The organism is Sorangium sp. So ce117, assembly GCF_051524395.1.
In the GTDB taxonomy this organism is placed as follows: Bacteria; Myxococcota_A; Polyangia; order Polyangiales; family Polyangiaceae; genus Sorangium; species Sorangium cellulosum_B.
In genome coordinates this window covers 864,911-883,425 of the sequence record NZ_CP150309.1, presented here as the reverse complement: position 1 = coordinate 883,425, position 18,515 = coordinate 864,911, and the positions used below count along the sequence as shown (strand labels likewise).

The window sequence follows — 18,515 nt, the reverse complement described above, 5'->3', positions numbered from 1 at the left end:
GGACCGGCGTCCTCCTCCCTCGCGTCACCCCCCGCGGGAGCGCATCATGGCGGCGCTCCCCCTCGCTCGCCGCGTCGCCAGGGCGACCGCGCGGATCTACGGCGTGCGGACGCGCCAGGGCATCGAGGACTGCGAGCAGACCGCCTACCAGGCCCTCCTGGAAGCCGGGCTCGGGTTCGATGAAACACGCGGCGTCCCCCTCGGCATCTATGCCTGGAAGCGGGTCGCCGGCGCCGTGATGCGGCAGCTGACCCGCGACGCGCCGATCCGGCGCGCCGGCGCCGCCGCCGCGCTCGACGCGGCCGAGTCGATGCGCGACACAAGCGATCCGTTCAGCGACGACGACGACGATGCGTCGGGCCAGCTCATGGCCCACTGCCGGACGCTCGCCTTCACCCGCTTCGTGGGGGACACGGGCGAGCGGCTCAGGGCGCACCCGGAAGACGCGCTCGCGCGCACGCGCGCCTTCGAGGCGCTCGCCGGGGCGCTCCGCGGCCTCGACGAACGGGAGGCGCGCCTCATCGAGCTGCGGTACTGGCAGGAGCTCTCGTGGGCCCAGGTCGCCGCGGCGCTCGGCGTCCACGAGAAGTACGCGACCCGCATGGACGAACAGCTGCGGAGACGCCTTCGGGGCGATCTGCAGGCGAGCCACGTCGAGGAGCCGCCGCCGAGCGAGGGGACATGAAGGGACCTCCGCGCCGGACCACCCGAGCTTCCGGAGCAAAAGGCAATTACAGGGGATAACACCGTCCTCCCCCCTCGAGCCCCTCTCGAGCCGCGAATCAGCTGGAATCGACCCGTAATCGAGCGGCGGCGCCCCTCCCGGACGCGCCGCGGGGCGACTCGAAATCTCGCGCCTCCCGGAAGGGCATTTACAATCTCCACACGGACTGACAGCTTGACGAATGGTGCATTCCCCGGCGGGTCGCCGGAGGACAACCAAGGAGGCACCATGGCCCTCAAAGACCTCTCTCCTCGTCAAATGGTCCAGATCACCGGCGCCTGGCTCGACCCGGAGCGCGAAAGGCCGCGCCTCGTGTCGCTGAAGCGGTGCGCCCCGCTCATCGACGATATCGAGGAGGCGCACGAAGGCGTCTTGAAGTCGCACCGGCGGCAGAAGAAGGCGAACGACGAGCTCTCCGCGATCCAGCAAAGGCAGGTCGTGGTCGATCAGATCCACGATCGCAAGGCGCGCGGCGCCCACGCGGTGCTCACCGGCTTCGCCGATCTGGCCGACGATCCCGAGGACGCGGCGCTCTATCTCGAAATTCGAGATCAGCTCTTCGCGGATGGGCTCAAGTTCATCGGGGCGAGCTACAGCGATGAGGCGGGCGAGGTGAAGCTCGCGCGCGACCGGTTGACCCCGGAGTCGAAGGCGGCGCTCCGGGCGCTGCCGACGCCGGGGGGCAACCTGCTCAAGGCGGTGCAGGCGTGGTTTGCCGCGGGCGACGAGCTCGGCAAGCTCGACGCGCAGCGTATCCATCTTTCAGCGGAGGACCGGCCGGGCGCGGCCGACCCGCGCGGCGGGCAGCTCCGGGCGCGCAATCGCTGGATCAAGGTGGTGCGCAGCGTCCTCCAGATGCTGGAGCTCGAGGGGGCCGACGAGGAGACGGCGCGCCGGCTGCTCGCGCCGCTCCAGCGGGAGGCGGCCAAGGCCGAACGCCGGCGCTCGGGCGGCAAGGAGGAGAGCGACGTGGAAGACGGCGCGCCGCCCGACGCCAACGAGCCTGCAATCGACGAGGGAGCCCCGGCCACTGGCGTGGATTGACGGCGCCGCCCCTCCGACGGGGCCTCCTGGCAGACTCGATCCGTTAACCACCCCCCTCCGACGGGCCCTCCTGGCAGACTCGATCCGTTAACCAACCCCCTCCGACGGGCCCTCCTGGCAGACTCGATCCGTTAACCCCCCCTCCGACGGGCCTCCTGGCAAACTCGATCCGTTAACCACCCCCCTCCGACGGGCCCTCTTGACGGACTCCATCCATCAAGAGCCCCCTCCGCCAGGTAATGCTCAACTTTGAGCCGGAGTGCTCAACTTTGCCCGATGACCGTGGCGACTAGGGATCTCGCCGCGTAGGTTCGGCCTCAAGCAAGTGCTGCCCGCGGGTGTCTCACCACCCCGGGCAGCGTGGCCGAACCCCGAGCTACCGAGGTCCGACAGTGCGACTGTACCTGATCCCGCCCGACGGCGGCCAAGGCGAACGTGCGCCCGCGCGCCGACGCCGAACCGCTCCCAGCATTTCCCTTACCCCAACCCAGCGCATGCGGCTTCGTGCCGCGTTGCGCCACCTTCGCGCCGCGTACGGCTCGTGGCGATGCCTCGCCGCGGTGATGGGCGTGTCCGTCGACTGCATCGAGGGCATCGCCAACGGGCGCGACAACGGCTCGCTCGCGACCGCGCAGCGAGCCGCCAAGGCAGCGGGCGTCACCGTCGAGCAGCTCCTCGGTGGGCTCGCCGCGGCGGCTGACCGCTGCCCCACGTGCGGCGCCCGGCGGGGTGACCCATGAAGCGCCCGCGGAAGGGGGCCGGACGCCCGCCTGCCGCACGACACCCCAGGAAGAAGCCGCCGATCACCGCGATCCTCGCCGAACGCGGCATCATAGTAGCCACGCTCGCCGGCATCCCGAAGCGCGACCGACGCGACGTGGAGGCCGAGGTGTTGCTCAACGCCTGGAACGCCGTCCGACGCGGGCTCTACAGACCGGACCCGCGGGACAAGCCGCGCGACGCGCTCCGGAAATGGCTCCATGGCATCGCGTGGCGCCTCGCCTCGCACTACGTCCACAGCGCGTGGTCGAGGCGCGCCCTCCTGCATCCAGAGCCGCTCGGGTTGCTGCACGAGCCCGTCGGCATCGACATGCACGCCCAGATCGAGGCGCGCGAGGTCCTGGACGCCATGGCCGGCTTGCCGGACTGGCAGCGGGACGCGCTCCTCTCCGTCGACAGCCCGGAGTCGCTCGTCGCGTACGCCAAGCGCCGCCGGATGAACCCGAACACGGCAGCGTCGCGGCTGAGGATCGCCAGGGAGGCGCTCGCCTTGAAGCTCCGGAGGTGGCGCAGGTGAGCGGCCCCGACTTCAAGAAGCGCGTCCTAACAGCCGACGACCTCTCCCTCATCGCCAGCGAGATCCCGGCGCTCTGCGACTTCCCCGGCGTGCGCCCCTGGAACCGCGACAAGCTCTGGGCCGCCGTGCTCGACACCCTCATCGAGGCCAGAACCAAGGCCGAGCGCGCAGCCGCCCAGCAGGCGCTCGGCGCCATCCAGGCGCTCGACGCCATCGACCGGCTCTTCGTGCGGCACGACAGGTAGAGCCTCCCGACGAGGCGCTGCGCGAGATCTCCGCCTTGACGAGGATGGCCGACGGCGAGCCACAGGGAGGGCGGCGCTTCTGTCCCAAGTGCGCCCATTCACCTACGTTGCCACACATGTGCAACAACCAACACTCTCCTCGGTCACATCCAGCGCGCCGCGTGGCGCGGTAGCTCCGCCTTGACGGCTTCGCCAGAATGTGGCGAGGACCAGCGAAATTCCGCAGAATCCACTATATGTAGTGAGGCATCCAAGCCGAGCCGCTAGATGTAGTGCGACCGGTGGGCTGTGGAAAACTGTTGGATAACCCCTGGTAAAGTTGTGCGGCGGGTGATAATGTAACGTCACGCACCGTCACTGGTTCATGCATTGCCGATGCAGTACGGAGTCTCTCGTTTCGGTGGGTGGGGTATATCTCTCGCGTTCCAGCGTCGCTATAGTGTGGACGGACACATCGCTGCGACCCCCAATAAATCTCTAGCCTAAGCGCTGCTCCATCACTAATCGAGACGTCATGGGACACCCTCACCTGCCAAGCGCGCCCATCACAGAGGCCATTGTAGACTTGCGCGCCGACTTGCCAGCCGGGACCGCCGTGGAGAAACTCTCCGCGCTCCAGGAACTTCTGGGCCCGCTGTACCCCGCAAAGAGGGACATCATTGTATGGAGTGGGCAGATTGATCCAGCAGCCGCTCAGGCGGTCTCCGCGGAAACGAGAGTTGTCAACGGTTACCAGTTTTGGTCCACAGACAAGCTGTATGTCGTACAAGCTCGTCTTGATGGTTTCACGTGCAGTCGTTTGAAGCCGTACGAGGATTGGGGGCGGCTGCGCGACGAGTCCAAGGTCAGATGGTCGCAGTATGTTCAGATCGCTAATCCGACAAGGATCACTCGTGTTTCGATACGCACGGTAAACCGTATTGAACTACCAGTGCCGGTCAAGAATTTTGACGACTATTTCACGACCTTCGTAAGGCTCGCGGACGCACTTCCGCAGACGCTTGCCGGCATCTTCATGCGCATCGTCGTGCCGTCTGGTGACATGGCCGGGATTATAACCATAGTGTTAGACGAGGAGAATATAACACAGAGCGTTGTGCCGGTGATTTTTGATATCGATGTGGTCAAGCACGTGGACATGCCAATACACGGTGAGCAGCACTGGGCAACCATTGAAGAACTGCGCGTGTTTAAGAACGACATCTTCTTTGGTAGCCTCACCGCCAAAGCGCTGGAGATGTTCCAATGAGTCAACTCGCCGCAGGTGCAATGATCGCAAGCTATCTTGCGTATGTCCAGCCGGAAGGCGGCGCTGGCCGCGAAAGCGCCATCGTAGTCCGCAAGTGGCGTGAATGTGTGGTGCCCCACTACACCGAACCGATGAGTCGCCAAATCCAATCGTCATCGGACGTGATTGATATCGCTGATGTTGACGATCGCGTGGACCCTTCGTACTGGGAAACTGTGGCCGGCTACATCAGAGCGATGCCACAGCTTCCGCCTGAAAGTCAGATGGAAGATCCAGAGCCGTTTGTGTGATTCTCATGTCGGAGTGGCAAGAAAGCTCGGACGAGCGTCTCTCGCAGGGCGATATACTGACCGATATCGTCACCGGAGTAATGCTATTCCCTCGGAGAAGTCTGCGAAAGTCTACAATGTCTGGCGGCGTCGTCGCATGGGCGGAGTCAGCACAAGAGATTGCTGACGAAAACGGCATGTCCCACTACGTTTTGCGCGGCCGCGCAGCTGGCGCAATCGTCATCTCGCACAGTTGCGAGTTGGACAAGCCAGATCGCAAGGCAAGGGTTCTTTGTGCGCCAGTGGCACTGGCGACTGGGTTGAATCCAGAGGTCAAGGCCGACATATTCGCTCGTGCGCGGCGCGCGCTCCTGCCGCTGGTAGAGGTTCCGGAACTAGGAGACTGCTACGCGGATCTTAGGCTAATAGCGACTATAGATAGGCGTTTCTTGGAAGGCACTCGCAAGTTGGCTTCGATGAACGATTCTGGGCTCGCTCAGCTTCATCAGCATCTAGTCGGCTTCTTGGTGCGCCCATAGCCGGGTACACCGGCCTATCCATCACCAAACAGGCTCAGCTGCACCATCCTGCGCGGCGCGGGCGGCGGCTCTGACGGCGACGGCGGCTCCGGCTCAGACGGATCCGCTGCGGGCGGCGTAGGCGCAGCCGGCGCGGAGCCGACCAGCCGGAGGAACCCGCGGCCGTTCGGCAGGGCCCTAGCGGGCGCCGTGGGAGCTCCAGCAGGCGGCTCGGGCAGCTTCAGCGCCTTAGGTTGCGGCGGCTCCGTGGGCGCCTCGGAGAGCGCCGCCGTGACGAGCTCGTCGATGCTCCAGATGTGGTCGGTCAGCCCGGCCTCCATCGCTGGCGTCACGCGCAGCGCCTCGTGCGGTCGGCAGAAGTTGTAGAACATCATGTGCAGCGCGACGGCCGCCTTGTGGTGCGGAAGGCGCTTGGAGAAGCCGTTGCAGAGCCGGGTGAACCGCCGGATGTGCATGCGGATCGTCAGGTTCTGCCGCTCCACGTGCGACGTGCTCGCGCGCTTCACGTCGGGCACGCCGAAGACGGGCGTCTTCGTGATGAACGGGTCGCGCGGCGGCTCGTAGCGGTGGTCGTCGTCCTTGCGGCCCTTGCGGCGGTAGTTCTTCACCACCTGGGCGTAGTCGACCGAGCCCGGGAACGACGCACCGACCGCGGCGACGTAGGGCACCCACCCGTCGCTGTAGAGCTGTGGGACGGTCACCAGACGAGCCCGGAGGTCCCTGATGAAGGCGCTGGTGTTCACCTCGTCCCGCTTCCCCACGCGGTAGCTGATGACCAGCTTGGAGGCGCTGGCCATGCCGACGAACACGTACGCTTCGCCGAACTCTGGCGAGTCGCCCGGCTGCACGCGCGCCTGCTTCTTCTGCACGTAGCTCCAGATCTCGTCGACCTGGACCGTCACGCAGTCGACGTCACGCACCAGCCGGTTGTGCAGCCGCTCGCAGCCTTCCCCCATCCGGAGCAGCAGCGACAGGATCGCCGGTTGGCTGACCTCTGTGAGCCGCGACGTCGGGCGGATGCCCGCCCCCTCGACGAGATGCGACACGACCTCGACGCGCTTCGCCATGGGCAGCACGTGTGCCATGCAGGGCCTTGCCTCTCCCCAAGCGGGGGCCCATGCTGCACGTGCGACGTGCGCAGGGCGGGCCTACCGCTCGGCGTTCCGCAGCCCTGCTCTCGGGGACCAGCCGGGGGCAGGGCGCTTTGCTAAGTACCCTGCAAGGTAGCACCGAAAGCCTATGTTTCCCGTGGTTTCGGCCCCGCTGGGACAGTGCATGTCCTAGCCAGCGTGCGCGTTTACAGCCTGTTTGACGGCTCTTTTGCGTCGTCGCTCGCGAGCGCCAACGGGCAGCGCGGCGCGCGTGGCGGGACGGCAGGGCGTGGGGCGGATGAGGGGGGAGGCCGCGCCGATGGCGTGGCTCAGGCGTCAGGTCGAGCGTCAAGGCGCTCCGGGGCCCATTGCTCAAAATTGAGCACTACCCTCCGCCACCCCCCTCTCAACGGATCGCATCCGTAAACGCCCCCTCCCCCACCATCGGTCACCAACGTTCTCGTGGTCGTGGTCGTGAACGTGGTCGTGAACGCGGTCGTGGTCGTGGTCGTCAACGGCTCGATCGAGAACGTGAACGTCACCCGGAAGTCGCAGCTCTCATTCGTTGACCAAGGTTTCGGCAGAACGTTCACGTCAACGATCGAGCCGTTGACGACCACGACCACGTTCACGACCACGTTCACGACGCTCTCCTCCCCCTTTCGATGGATCGCCTCTGTTGCGCCCCCCCTACGCCACCCCCTCACAATGGATCACCTCGCCTCTCCCGCTCCGCGAGACCCCTCACAATGGCTCGCGCCTTCGAATAGGCCGTCGCGCCTGCTTGACGCACCACGTCGGCGCTGCCATGACCGGCTCCCTCCGCCTCGGGCGTGCTGTTTCAGCCGCGCGCGCCGGGTCCACGCATGGGGCCGCCGGCCCGGCTGCCGCAGGCGTGGCGCGTCCTTGCCGAGGCGGACTACGCTCTGCGTTACCACACAGCAACAGGAGCCACCGAGCCGTGAAGATCCTCGTTCCGCTCAAGCGCGTCGCCGATCCGGATAACGCGAACAAGGTGAAGATCCCCGCTTCCGGGGACAAAATCGAGACGACCGGGCTCGAGTGGAAGCCGAACCCGTTCGATGAGTACGCGCTCGAAGCGGCGCTCCGCCTGACCGAGGACGGCAAGGCGCCGAAGACGCGGGCGGGCGAGGTCGTCGTCGTCACCTTCGGACCGAAGGAGACCGAGCAGACCCTCCGCGCCGCGCTCGCCACCGGCGCCGACAAGGCCATCCGGGTCGACGTCACCGACGACAAGCTCGACGGCGACCTCGTGGCCCGCGCCCTCAAGACGCTCGTCGAGCGCGAGAAGCCCGACGTCGTGGTCATGGGCAAGCAGGCCGTCGACGGCGACTCCAACCAGGTCGGCCAGATCCTCGCCGAGCTGCTCGACTGGCCGCTCGCCACGTTCGCCGCGACCATCAAGGAAGAGAAGGGCGCGCTCCTCGTCGGCCGCGAGGTCGACGGCGGCGTCTCCACCCTGCGCGTGCGCCTGCCGGCCGTCGTCACCGTCGACCTGCGCATCGTGGCGCCGACCAGCGTCTACTCCCAGAAGACGGCGCCCGCGTTCAAGTACAACGACGGCGTCCGCTTCGCGGCGCTCCCCGCGATCATGGCCGCCAAGAAGAAGCCCCTCACCGAGGTGAAGCTCGCCGACCTCGCCGCGGACCAGGCGCTCAAGGTCCAGTACAGCGCGTTCCAGCCGCCCCCCGCGCGCAAGGCGGGCATCAAGGTGAAGGACGTCAGCGAGCTCGTCTCGCGCCTCAAGAACGAGGCGAAGGCCATCTGACGGGACGCAGCAGGGACAAGACCGGACGCGACAAGAGGTCGAAGACATCGAGGGTGCCGCCGACGCGGACCCCGACCCGCAGCGGCGGGTCGTGCAGGAGGGATCATGGCTGACGTTCTCGTGGTGGCCGAGGCCGCCGATGGAAAGCTGAAGAAGACGACCCACTCCGCTGTCACGTTCGCGAGGCAGGCGGCGGCGGCGCTCGGCGGGACGTACTCGATCCTCGTGATCGGCGACGCCCTCGGCGACGCGGCCGCCGAGGCGGCGACGCTCGGCGCGGCCAAGGTGCTCGTCGCCCAGGCGAGCTCGCTGAAGGACTACGTCGCCGAGCGCTACGTGCCGACCGTCGCGGCGGCCGCCAAGGGCGCCGCCGTCGTCGTGGGCACCGCGAGCGCCTACGGCAAGGACCTGCTCCCGCGCGTCGCGGCGCGGCTCTCGGCGGGGTTCGCGAGCGACATCTCCGAGCTCCTCCCCGAGGGGGGCAAGCTCAAGTACAAGCGCCCCATGTACGCCGGCAACGCGTACGGCGTCTGCACCGTCTCGACGCCCGTCCAGGTCGTGAGCGTCCGCCAGAGCGCGTTCGCCGCCGCCGAGCCCACCGGGTCGACGTCGCCGATCGAGCAGGTCGCGGTCGTCCCGCCGAGCGCGGCGGCCGAGCGCGTCGAGTTCGTCTCCTTCGACCAGGTGAAGAGCGAGCGCCCCGAGCTCGCCGAGGCCAAGGTCGTCGTCTCCGGCGGCCGCGCCCTGAAGGAGCGCTTCAACGAGGTCCTCGACCCGCTCGCCGACGTCCTCGGCGCCGCCGTCGGCGCCAGCCGCGCCGCGTGCGACGCCGGCTACGCCGCCAGCGACCTCCAGGTCGGCCAGACGGGCAAGGTCGTCGCCCCCTCGCTCTACGTCGCGGTCGGCATCTCGGGCGCCATCCAGCACCTCGCAGGGATGAAGGGCTCGAAGGTCATCGTCGCCATCAACAAGGACGCCGACGCGCCCATCTTCCAGGTCGCCGACTACGGCCTGGTCGCCGATCTCTTCGCGACCGTGCCCGAGCTCGTGAAGCAGATCCAGGCAGCCCGCAGCTGATCCTCGCGCGACCGACCCCGCCGGGGTGCACCTCGCCCGCCCTCCAGCGATGCGGGCGTACCCCGGCTCACCGGATGAGTCCGTCCAGCGAGGAGTCCACGTTCACGGGCGCGATTTCCGTGTCAGGTCGCGCACGTAGCATCTTGTTCGCGTCCTGCGGCCGTGGGATCCCTTGAACTCTATGCCCGAACGCCCGGACATGCCGATCGTCGCGGCGCTCGCGCAGGCGCGGGCATTGCTGTACGACACGGCCAGGACAACGGAGCAGCGGCGGCTCATCGGCCCGACGGTCATGGAGATCGACCGCGCGATCGTGAGCCTCGATCCGACCGCGAGCGCCTCCTTCGAGCTCACGCCGCTCGCGGCGTCGGTGCCGCCGGTCGACACGGAGATCGAGGCGCTGCGCCGCGAGGTCGAGCGGCTGCGCGTGATCACCCAGCACGAGCGCGGGCTCCTCGACGCGCTCCTCAGCGAGAGCCCGCACGGCATCATCGTCTCCGACAGCCAGGGCAAGCTGATCCTCCAGAACCGCGCCTCCGAGCGGATCTGGGCCGGCAGCTCCACCGCCGAGAACGTCGAGGGCTGGGGGCGCTACCGCGCGTTCCACCCCGACGGGCGGCCGTTCGAGGGCGGCGACTGGTCGATGGCGCGGTGCCTGTCGCGCAGGGAGACCGTCCCCGCGGAGGAGATCCACTTCCAGCGCTTCGACGGCACTCACGGGATGCTGCTCGGCAGCTGCGCGCCGCTCTTCTCGCCGGAGGGCGAGATGCTCGGCGCGGTGTCCATCTTCGCCGACATCACCCAGTTCAAGCAGCTCGAGGCGGACCTCCGGGTCAGCAAGACCAAGTTCTCGACCACCCTGAAGAGCATCGGCGACGCGGTGATCTCGACCGACGGCACCGGGCGGATCGACTTCATGAACGCCGTGGCCGAGACGCTGACCGGCTGGACGCTCGACGAGGCGAAGGACCGCCGCCTGTCCGATGTCTTCCGGATCATCTCCGAGCAGACGCGCCACGACCTCGACAACCCCGTCACCGAGGTGCTGCGCCACGGCGGCATCATCGGGCTCGACGACACCACGCTGCTGCTGCGCAAGGACGGCTCGGAGCTCGCGATCGACTCGAACGGCGCGCCGATCCGGAGCGAGGAGGGCGAGCTCGTCGGGCTCGTGCTGGTCTTCCGCGACGTGACCGAGAAGCGGCTCGCCGACAAGCGGCGCTACTTCATCGGCGAGGCGAGCCGGCAGCTCGCGCTGTCGGGCCTCGACTACGAGAGCACGCTGGCCAACGTCGCCCGCCTCGCGGTGCCGCACATCGCCGACGCCACGGTGGTGGACATCGTCGAGCCGGACGGCTCGCTGGGCCGGCTCGCGGCCGTGCACGCGAGCGACACGAAGAAGGCGCTGGGGCGGGATCTCCCGGCCCGCTACCCGACGGATCCCGAGGTGCCGCGCGCGGTGCACGCGGTGCTCCGGTGCGGCGAGTCGCTCCTGCTCCCCGAGGTCGAGGGCATGGCGTGGCAGCGCGCCGCGTCGCTGAAGCCCGGCAACGAGTGCTGGTCCGGCGCGCACGACCCGGCGTACCTCGCGCTGCTCCGGGAGCTCGGCGTCCGCTCGGCGATGATCGTGCCGCTGCGCGCCCGGGACCGGACGCGCGGGGCGATCACGCTGCTCTCGACCGAGCCGAGCCGGCGCTACACCGTCGAGGATCTCGCGCTCGCCGAGGAGCTCTGCAACTTCGCCGCGCTCGCGCTCGACAACGCCCAGCTCTACCGCGAGTCGCAGCAGGTCAACCGCGCCAAGGACGAGTTCCTCGCGACGCTCTCGCACGAGCTCAGGACGCCGCTCACCGCGATCCTCGGCTGGGCGCGCATGCTGCGGCAGGGCTCGCTGAAGCCGGACACGCACGTCCGCGCGCTGGAGGCGATCGAGCGCAACGGCACGCTCCAGGCGCAGCTCGTCGAGGACCTCCTCGACGCCTCCCGCATCATCACCGGCAAGCTGCGGCTCGACGTGATGCTGGTCGACCTGCCGCCGATCATCAACGCCGCCATCGACGCGGTCCGCCACGGCGCGGACGCGAAGGGGATCGAGCTGCTCGTGCAGCTCGACCCGAACGCGGGGCCGATCTCGGGCGACCAGACGCGGCTGCAGCAGGTGGTGTGGAACCTCCTGTCGAACGCGATCAAGTTCACCCCGCGCGGCGGCAAGGTCTCGATCCAGCTCGGCAGGGCCGAGGGCCTGGCCCGCATCCAGGTGAGCGACACGGGCCAGGGCATCGTGCCGGAGTTCCTGCCGTATGTGTTCGACCGCTTCCGCCAGGCCGACAGCACGAGCACGCGGCCGCACAGCGGGCTCGGGCTCGGCCTTGCGATCGCCCGCCACCTCATCGAGCTCCACGGCGGCACCGTGAAGGCGGAGAGCGCCGGGGACGGCAAGGGCGCGACGTTCACGGTGGACATCCCGCTCGCGCCCCGGGGTGCCATCGCGGCGCTCCGGAGGGCCGACGGGCTGGTCCCCCTATCCAACGAGCTGGAGCCGACGCTCCAGGGCGTCCGGGTGCTGATGGTCGACGACGAGCCGGACGCGCGGGAGCTCGTGACCACGGTGCTGGAGCGCAAGGGGGCGAGCATCACCGCGGTCGCGACGGTCGACGAGGCGCTGTCCGCGATCGAGCGCGAGAAGCCCGACGTGATCCTGAGCGACCTCGGGATGCCCGGGGAGGACGGCTACAGCCTGATCCGGCGCCTGCGCGCGCAGAGCCCCGAGCAGGGAGGTCGCATCCCCGCCGCGGCGCTGACCGCGTACGCGAGCGCCCAGGACCGCACCCGCGCGCTGCTGGCCGGCTTCCAGTCGCACGTACCCAAGCCGATCGAGGCGTCGGAGCTAGCCGCCGTGATCGCCAACCTGGCCGGCCGCACCGGCTAGTCCCGCCCCCGCCCACCCCAACGTGGTCGTGGACGTCAACGTGGTCGTGGTCGTGGTCGTGGACGTAAACGGCCAGACGTCCACGTAGACGCCCACGGCCAGGAAGGCCCCCCGCTCCCCGTCTCCCCGTCGGCACGCCCAAACGACGAAGGGCGGCCATCAGGCCGCCCTTCGTGGATCCCCAGATGAACTGAGTCGGGGCGAGAGGATTTGAACCTCCGACTCCTCGGTCCCGAACCGAGTGCGCTACCAGGCTGCGCTACGCCCCGTTCGCTGCCCCAAGAGCAACGCCCGCTGAACAGCGGGCGCGCAACATCGCCAAGAGCGAGCCGCTTGTCAATACGAAATGATCACGGCTCCACCGCTGCACCGCGGGCGCGCGCGGTATCCCCGGGAGCGCCCGCGCGCCGCATGACAGCCGGATGACAAAAAACGGCAAGAATTCGCTTACTTCGGGGTCACCCCGGCGCCCGGGACGTTTCACGAAGCCAAGAATCGTGGGAGCGCAAGAAAAATGTCCCGTCCTAACTTGCTCAGGCCGTGTTAAAGTGTCACTGGAATCCCGATGTTGCCGAAAGGAAGCAGAGAGCGAGGCGTCTGGTGCGCCGGTGAGGGCCTCGCCCCCTGCTCGCGCAACTTGAGCAGGGGACCGCACGGGCGGCCCCTTCCAGAACGGACCAGGGCGACCGGCCGGCTCCGGCGGTCGTGACGTGAGAGGAGGAACAGGTGGCAATTGAGCTTCCCGCTGTACGCATTCTGATCGTCGACGACGACCGCGCGATCTGTGACTACATGCAGACGCTTCTCGAGCGCGACGGGTACCAGGTCAAGACGCTGGGCGACCCCACGACCGTGGAGGAAGAGGTGCGCACGGGCGGCTATCACCTCATCATCCTCGACCTGATGATGCCGAAGCTCGACGGCATCGAGGTGCTCAAGCGCATCCGCAAGGTCGACAACGACATCGCCGTCGTCATCTTCACCGGCTTCCCCAACCTCGAGAGCGCCGTCGCGTCTATGAAGCTCGACGCGGTCGATTACATCAAGAAGCCGTTCAACGTGGACGAGTTCCGCGAGGTGCTCGCCCGCGTCATGCGCAAGAAGGGCCTCGCGCGCACGCCCGAGGAGCAGCTCCACCGCGTCATCGGCGACACGATCAGGAACCTCCGCAAGGACAAGGACCTCACGCTGAAGCAGATGGCGCGCCGCACGGGGCTCAGCGTGTCGCTGCTGTCGCAGATCGAGCGCGCCGAGTCGTCGGCGTCCATCTCGTCGCTCTACAAGATCGCGGTCGCGCTCGAGTCGCGCATCCAGGACCTCTTCGGCCACTACTGATCCGCTCGCCGAGCGGCGACGCCTGGCCCGCCGCGCGCGCAGCGTGGACGCGCGCGCCGGGGCCAGCGCCGGCTCAGCGCCGCGCGCCGCGCTCGATCGCCGCGTCGAGCTCGTCGAGCGCGAGGCCGGCGATCGCCTCGACCCGCGCGCCCGACGTGTCGAAGACGATCACGTACGGAAGCTTCGAGATCTGCTTCAGGTACCGCCGGGCGAGCGGGCTGTCCCAGTCGACGATGTCGAGCTTGCGGTACGCGACGTCCTTGCGGGCCTCGAGCACCGTGACCATGTGCGCGTCCAGCTTGCGACAGGGCATGCACCAGGCCGCCACGAAGTCGATGACCGTGACCTTGCCCAGGACGATCTGGGCGCCGAGGTCGGGGATGTCCGCGCCACCGTCCTCGATCGTCCGGGCGTCCGCGCCTTCGGGGAACGTCGCCCAGCCGCGGTACTGCCCCTGGCCGGCGCCGAGCACCGCCTCGAACCCCTCGTCGGCGGCGAGCCGCTTCACCGTCCCCGCGACGTCGAACGATCGCGACGCGGTGACGGAGATCTCGGCGCGGCGCCTGTCGAAGGCGGCCGAATAGACGCCCGGACGCTCGCGGAGATCCGCGACGAGCTCGGCGCCGCACGCCTCGCAGTCGATCTTCCGCAGCGAGACGACCGTGGTGCTCGCGCCCTCCGGGGCGGGCTGCGCGCCGCCGCAGGCAGCCGCCAGGCTGCCAAAGGCGACCAGCCAGCCGCCGCAGGCAGTCAGCCAGCCGCCGCAGGCAGTCAGCCAGCCGCCGCAGGCAGTCAGCCAGCCGCCGCGGGCAGTCAAACCGAGGGCCGAAGAGAGGGCTTTCGCGCTTCGCACCGCGTCCTTCGAGGTACCTTGCCCGCCTTCTCCGCGCGGCGCAACGTCGTGTAGGCTGGGCCGCGATGAGCTCCGTCGTGACCCGTACCCTGCCGGCCGATCACGTCACGCCGGTCCGCGCTTACGCCGCGCTCCGCGCCCAGTCGCCGGGCCGGTCTTCGTTCATGCTCGAGTCCGCCCTGCCCGGCGAGCGCTGGGGCCGCTACGCGATCCTCGGCTACAGGGCGCGCGCCGAGACCCTCCTCCCGAGCGGGTTCGACCCGTTCGCGACGCTCGCGGACGGGCTCGCGCAAGCCTCGGCCCGAGAGACGCCGGACGCACAGGGCACGGCGCGCGACCTGGCGGCCCGCGTCTGTCAGGCCTGGGTCGGCTTCCTCGCGTACGATGCGGTGCACCTGCTCCTCGGCGTCGAGCCGTGGCCCGACGAGGCCTACCTCGGACGGGTCATGAAGGACGCGACCGTCGTCGTGTTCGACAGCGTGGCGCAGACCATGACGATCGCCGGCCAGTCGCAAGGCGCCGTGAGCCGATGCGCCTGGGAGCTGTCGCACGGGCCAGAGCAGATGAGCCTCCCCGCGCTCGATCCACACGCCCTGCCAGAGCATGTGGAGACGCCGGTGGCCGACGAGGACTTCGCCGCGAAGGTGGCCGCGGCGCACGAGCGCGTCGCGGCCGGTGAGGCGAAGGAGGTCGTGCTCGCCCGCAGGTTCCGAGCCCCGCTGCGCGGCGCGGATCCGTTCGACGTGTACCGGGCGCTGCGGGTGCTCGCGCCGTCGACCCACCTCTACTTCCTCGACTTCGCGGAGTCGCCGTTCGCGCCGGCGCTCACCGTGGCAGGCGCGTCGGGCGAGACGCTCGTCCGCGTCGAGCGCGATCCATCGGCGGGGCCGAGCGCGGGCGACGCGTCGCCCGTCGAGGCGCTGCGCGCCGCCTTCGCGCGCGGCAGCGCGGTCGGCGCGCCGGCGGCGCGCGCGAGCGGCGTCAGCCGCCGCCTCGAGGTCGGCCCGCGCCAGATCTACGGCGGCTCGGTCGGGTACTTCGGGCCGGAGGGCGCGGAGATGGCGCACACGCTCGGCGCCGTCTGGGTCGAGTCGGGCTACTTCGAGACGATGACCGGCGCGCGCATCGGGAACGGGAGCGACCCGCGCGCGGCGTCGGAACGGACGCGCGGCGACGCGCGCGCGGCGCTGTCGGCGATCCGCGCAGCGCAGGAGGCGCGCAGGGCGAGCGACGCGGCCGCGGAGAAGAGGGCCGCCGCCGAGAAGGCCGCCGCCGAGAAGGCCGCCGCTGACGACGACGCGGTCCGGAGCGCGTAGCGCGCAGCGCTCAGTCGTGCAGCAGGCTCTGGCGCACGCGCGCGCCCGTTGGGGCCGCCCCCGTGGCGGTGCCCGGCCGCGTGAGGCGCGACGAAGCGGCGGCCTCGGGCGCGGTCGCCGCCGCGCGGGCGCCGCGCTGAGGAGGCTCGGGAAGCGCCGGCCGAGCCGGCGGCGAGGCGATCGCCTCGAGCGCGGCGGCGCGCGCCGCCTGCGCCTTGCCGGCGGCGAGCACCGCCGTGAGCACGGCCGCCCTGGCGCCGGTCGCGGCCATCGCGAGCCTCGGGCGCTCGGGCCGCGTGAGCGTCACGAACGTCGCGACGCCCATCAATGCGACGAGGCCGACGGGGAGGAGCCAGCCCAGGCGCGCGGGCGACGCGAGCCCGCGCAGCACGTTGGCGCTCTCCGCGCCGAGCAGCGTGTCCGGCGGCGTCGTTCGGCTCGCGGTCGGCGGCTCGGAGCCGGCCTCCGGCCCCATGATGGCGCGAGGGGCCGCCGCGTTCCCCTGCGCGAACGCCGCGACCGGCGCCCGCACCGTGGCGATCCCGGAAGCGCGCGCCGACAGGGGCGGGCGCTGGAGGCCAGAGGAGGGCGGCGGCGCGTGCTCCGCGATGCGAGCAAACGACGACACCATCTCCTCCACCGAGCGGAAGCGCCGAGCCCGGTCGCGCGCGAACGCCTTCTCGAAGAAGCCGTCCAGCGCGGCAGGCAGCCTCGGCGCGAGCCGCGTCGCGATGGGCACCGGCGCGAGCAGGATCTTCGAGGCGACGACGCTGGCGATGTCGCCGGGGAACGGGAGGTGACCGGTCACCGCGCGAAACAGGATCGCGGCCAGCGACCAGAGATCGGTCTGCGCGTCGAGGGTCCGCTCCGCACGGATCTGTTCCGGGCTGAGGTAGTGGAGCGCGCCCGCGCTGATCTCCGCCGCGATCTCGCCGACGAGCCGTGGCGCGACCGCCCTCGGGAGGCCGAAGTCGAGCACCTTCACGACCTCCTCGTCGCCCTCCAGCGCGAGGAAGAGGCTCTCCGGCCGGAGGCCCTGGTGAAGGAGGCCCGCCGCGTGGGCGGCCTGCAGGGCGTCGCCGGCCTGCGCCGCGACGCGCGCGGCCTCGTCCAGCGAGAGCCGGCCGCGCCGGACGAGGCGCGCCGCGAGATCCTCGCCGGAGAGCAGGTCCATCGCCAGGTAGACCACGCCATCCTCGGTGCCGTGATCGCGCACGCTCACGACGTGCCGCGACGAGAGCTCGGCGGCGGCGCGGACCCAGCGGTCGAGCCAGAGGATCTCCCCCGTGGCGCCGGCGTCGGGGTCGAAGAGCTTCAGGGCGACGCGAACGCCCAGCTGGAGCTCGCGCGCGGCCCAGACCGAGCCGCGGTCGCGCGCGATCCGCGCGAACGGACGCGCGAGCTGCCTCTCCAGCAGATACTTCCCCCCAACGATGGTGCCCGGTGAGATATCCATGGGTTACCTGAGCCTCCTCCCCCACCGTAAAGTTGCACATACGCCATGCGGCGCAATTTGGCGTTGCGGGTCGCTGCACGGTTTGCCTGTGCGACCGCCTCGACCGTGCAGGCGGCGGGAGCGTTCGCACCGCACGCAGCGCGCGGGAAGAGGCGAGTCGTAGCGCGGAGCACAAGGAGCCCGTCCCGGTTGGGGCGGAACTAGGGTGCTGAGGGCTGCGGGTCGGGCGAAAACCGGAGCGGTACGACGAAGCGCAGGTCGCCGCCCTCCGGCACCGGGAACGTGAGCGCTCGCGCGCGCCGGAGCACGCAGCGGGTGAGCCGTTCGTCCGGGAAGCGCGACTCGGCCTCGAAGGCCTCGTCGACGGCGCCGCTGTCGGTCACGTGAAAGCGGATCGCGAGGCGGCCCCAGAGCGCCGGCGCGCCCGCGAGGGCCTCTTCGTAGCAGCTCCGCCACACGGGCAAGGCCTCGGTCAGGGCCGCGGAGATCGCGTCCGGCTGGAGCTCGCCCGGCCCAGGAGCGAGGACGGACGGCGGAGGCTCGACCGGCTCGTCGCCCGGATAGACCTGCAGCGTGGCCGTGACCGTCGAGCCGGCCTTGGCCCTGGGGAGCGGGAGCGACCGGGCGCGCGCGGCGAGGCACGAGACGACGTCCGGCGCGGAGAGCGTGGACGAGGTGGCGCGCGCCCCCGTGACCTTGCCGGTGCGGCTCACCGTGAGCCGCACCGTGGTCTTGCCGTGCAGCGTCGGGTCCCGGTACGCGCGCAGGCGGTAGCACGAGTAGACGTGGATCCAGAGGTGCCGCCGGGCGATGCGCTGCACTTCGCTCGCCTTGAGCGGACCCTTCACGTGGTCGATGTCCACGATGATCCTCGGCAGCGGGTGCCCCTCGGCCGGAGGCGGCGGCGCGGGGGGATCCCCCCTGCCCCCGACGTTCCAGCGATTCTGCTCCGCCACCTCGGCCTGGCCGCGAGGCACGAGGTGGCGGCCGAGCTTGTAGGGCGGATCGATCGCGATCGAGGGCCCCTGCGAGGCGCCGCGCGCGTCGCCCTCGGCGGCCGCCGCGGACGGGTCCCCGAGGGAGGCGCCCGGCGCCGCAGGCGAGACCGCCGGAGGCGCGGCCGGGGCGCGCGGCTCAGTGGAGGAGGCGGCAGGCGCCAGGGCGTCCACTCGCCTGGGCGGACCGGCGGCCGGGGCGGAGAGGCCGGCGGCGCGCGAGGCCGGGCGCGGCGGCGCCGGCGAGGCGCACGCGGCGAGCGCGATGGCCACGGCGAGGAGCGGACCGTACGCGCAGCCCGCGCCG

At 70.1% G+C, this 18,515-nt stretch carries 17 protein-coding genes and 1 tRNA gene; 12 read left to right on the top strand and 6 right to left on the bottom strand.

What is annotated here, in order from left to right; translation table 11 throughout:
• Nucleotides 1–46 precede the first annotated feature (46 nt).
• The 7 genes from WMF46_RS03360 (at nucleotide 47) to WMF46_RS03330 (ending at nucleotide 4,849) form a co-directional block, all read left to right on the top strand.
• Nucleotides 47–685, top strand: coding sequence for a sigma-70 family RNA polymerase sigma factor (locus tag WMF46_RS03360; RefSeq protein ID WP_437984269.1), 639 nt, complete (start codon nucleotides 47–49; stop codon nucleotides 683–685).
• Between the two features lie 267 nt (nucleotides 686–952).
• Entirely contained in the window at nucleotides 953–1,768 is an 816-nt protein-coding gene (locus WMF46_RS03355; protein WP_437984268.1) for a hypothetical protein, read from the top strand.
• A 512-nt stretch (nucleotides 1,769–2,280) separates the two neighbouring features.
• Nucleotides 2,281–2,508 (top strand): transcriptional regulator, encoded by a 228-nt coding sequence (locus WMF46_RS03350; protein ID WP_437984267.1) that lies wholly within the window; start codon nucleotides 2,281–2,283, stop codon nucleotides 2,506–2,508.
• Complete coding sequence (locus WMF46_RS03345) at nucleotides 2,505–3,065, top strand: RNA polymerase sigma factor (protein ID WP_437984266.1); 561 nt, start codon at nucleotides 2,505–2,507, stop codon at nucleotides 3,063–3,065. The genes WMF46_RS03350 and WMF46_RS03345 overlap by 4 nt, the downstream gene beginning before the upstream one ends.
• Complete coding sequence (locus WMF46_RS03340) at nucleotides 3,062–3,310, top strand: hypothetical protein (RefSeq protein ID WP_437984265.1); 249 nt, start codon at nucleotides 3,062–3,064, stop codon at nucleotides 3,308–3,310. The genes WMF46_RS03345 and WMF46_RS03340 overlap by 4 nt, the downstream gene beginning before the upstream one ends.
• Nucleotides 3,311–3,824: 514 nt before the next feature.
• Nucleotides 3,825–4,559 (top strand): TIGR04255 family protein, encoded by a 735-nt coding sequence (locus WMF46_RS03335; RefSeq protein WP_437984264.1) that lies wholly within the window; start codon nucleotides 3,825–3,827, stop codon nucleotides 4,557–4,559.
• Nucleotides 4,556–4,849, top strand: a complete 294-nt coding sequence (locus WMF46_RS03330) for a hypothetical protein (protein WP_437984263.1) — start codon at nucleotides 4,556–4,558, stop codon at nucleotides 4,847–4,849. Before WMF46_RS03335 ends, WMF46_RS03330 begins: the two co-directional genes overlap by 4 nt.
• Before the next feature lie 532 nt (nucleotides 4,850–5,381).
• Here the strand turns inward: WMF46_RS03330 and WMF46_RS03325 are convergent.
• The gene (locus WMF46_RS03325) at nucleotides 5,382–6,452 is read right to left on the bottom strand and encodes an IS1 family transposase (protein WP_437984262.1); all 1,071 of its coding nucleotides are present in this window, start codon (nucleotides 6,450–6,452) and stop codon (nucleotides 5,382–5,384) included.
• A 335-nt stretch (nucleotides 6,453–6,787) separates the two neighbouring features.
• Entirely contained in the window at nucleotides 6,788–7,102 is a 315-nt protein-coding gene (locus tag WMF46_RS03320; RefSeq protein ID WP_437984261.1) for a hypothetical protein, read from the bottom strand.
• A 317-nt stretch (nucleotides 7,103–7,419) separates the two neighbouring features.
• Between WMF46_RS03320 and WMF46_RS03315 the strand changes: the two genes are divergently transcribed.
• The 3 genes from WMF46_RS03315 to WMF46_RS03305 all read left to right on the top strand — a co-directional run bounded on the left by WMF46_RS03315 (nucleotide 7,420) and on the right by WMF46_RS03305 (nucleotide 12,253).
• Nucleotides 7,420–8,247 carry an electron transfer flavoprotein subunit beta/FixA family protein gene (locus tag WMF46_RS03315; protein WP_437984260.1) on the top strand — a complete coding sequence of 276 codons (828 nt, stop codon included), beginning with the start codon at nucleotides 7,420–7,422 and terminating at the stop codon, nucleotides 8,245–8,247.
• A 105-nt stretch (nucleotides 8,248–8,352) separates the two neighbouring features.
• Nucleotides 8,353–9,324 carry an electron transfer flavoprotein subunit alpha/FixB family protein gene (locus WMF46_RS03310; protein ID WP_437984259.1) on the top strand — a complete coding sequence of 324 codons (972 nt, stop codon included), beginning with the start codon at nucleotides 8,353–8,355 and terminating at the stop codon, nucleotides 9,322–9,324.
• 181 nt (nucleotides 9,325–9,505) lie between these two features.
• Nucleotides 9,506–12,253, top strand: coding sequence for an ATP-binding protein (locus WMF46_RS03305; RefSeq protein WP_437906960.1), 2,748 nt, complete (start codon nucleotides 9,506–9,508; stop codon nucleotides 12,251–12,253).
• A gap of 195 nt (nucleotides 12,254–12,448) precedes the next feature.
• Here the strand turns inward: WMF46_RS03305 and WMF46_RS03300 are convergent.
• Nucleotides 12,449–12,522, bottom strand: a tRNA-Pro gene (locus WMF46_RS03300).
• Nucleotides 12,523–12,979: 457 nt separating this feature from the next.
• Between WMF46_RS03300 and WMF46_RS03295 the strand changes: the two genes are divergently transcribed.
• The gene (locus tag WMF46_RS03295; RefSeq protein ID WP_012233257.1) at nucleotides 12,980–13,588 is read left to right on the top strand and encodes a response regulator; all 609 of its coding nucleotides are present in this window, start codon (nucleotides 12,980–12,982) and stop codon (nucleotides 13,586–13,588) included.
• A gap of 73 nt (nucleotides 13,589–13,661) precedes the next feature.
• On the opposite strand, the gene WMF46_RS03290 is transcribed toward WMF46_RS03295, so the two are convergent.
• Complete coding sequence (locus tag WMF46_RS03290; protein ID WP_437984258.1) at nucleotides 13,662–14,441, bottom strand: TlpA family protein disulfide reductase; 780 nt, start codon at nucleotides 14,439–14,441, stop codon at nucleotides 13,662–13,664.
• Nucleotides 14,442–14,506: 65 nt separating this feature from the next.
• Here WMF46_RS03290 and WMF46_RS03285 point away from each other — a divergent pair, with 65 nt between their 5' ends.
• On the top strand, nucleotides 14,507–15,757 hold the full coding sequence (locus WMF46_RS03285) for a chorismate-binding protein (protein ID WP_437984257.1): 1,251 nt from the start codon (nucleotides 14,507–14,509) through the stop codon (nucleotides 15,755–15,757).
• Between the two features lie 10 nt (nucleotides 15,758–15,767).
• Here WMF46_RS03285 and WMF46_RS03280 read toward each other — a convergent pair whose 3' ends face one another.
• Both WMF46_RS03280 and WMF46_RS03275 read right to left on the bottom strand, forming a co-directional pair.
• On the bottom strand, nucleotides 15,768–17,213 hold the full coding sequence (locus tag WMF46_RS03280; protein ID WP_437984256.1) for a protein kinase domain-containing protein: 1,446 nt from the start codon (nucleotides 17,211–17,213) through the stop codon (nucleotides 15,768–15,770).
• Between the two features lie 200 nt (nucleotides 17,214–17,413).
• Nucleotides 17,414–18,481 carry an AgmX/PglI C-terminal domain-containing protein gene (locus WMF46_RS03275; RefSeq protein ID WP_437984255.1) on the bottom strand — a complete coding sequence of 356 codons (1,068 nt, stop codon included), beginning with the start codon at nucleotides 18,479–18,481 and terminating at the stop codon, nucleotides 17,414–17,416.
• Between the last annotated feature and the right edge of the window lie 34 nt (nucleotides 18,482–18,515).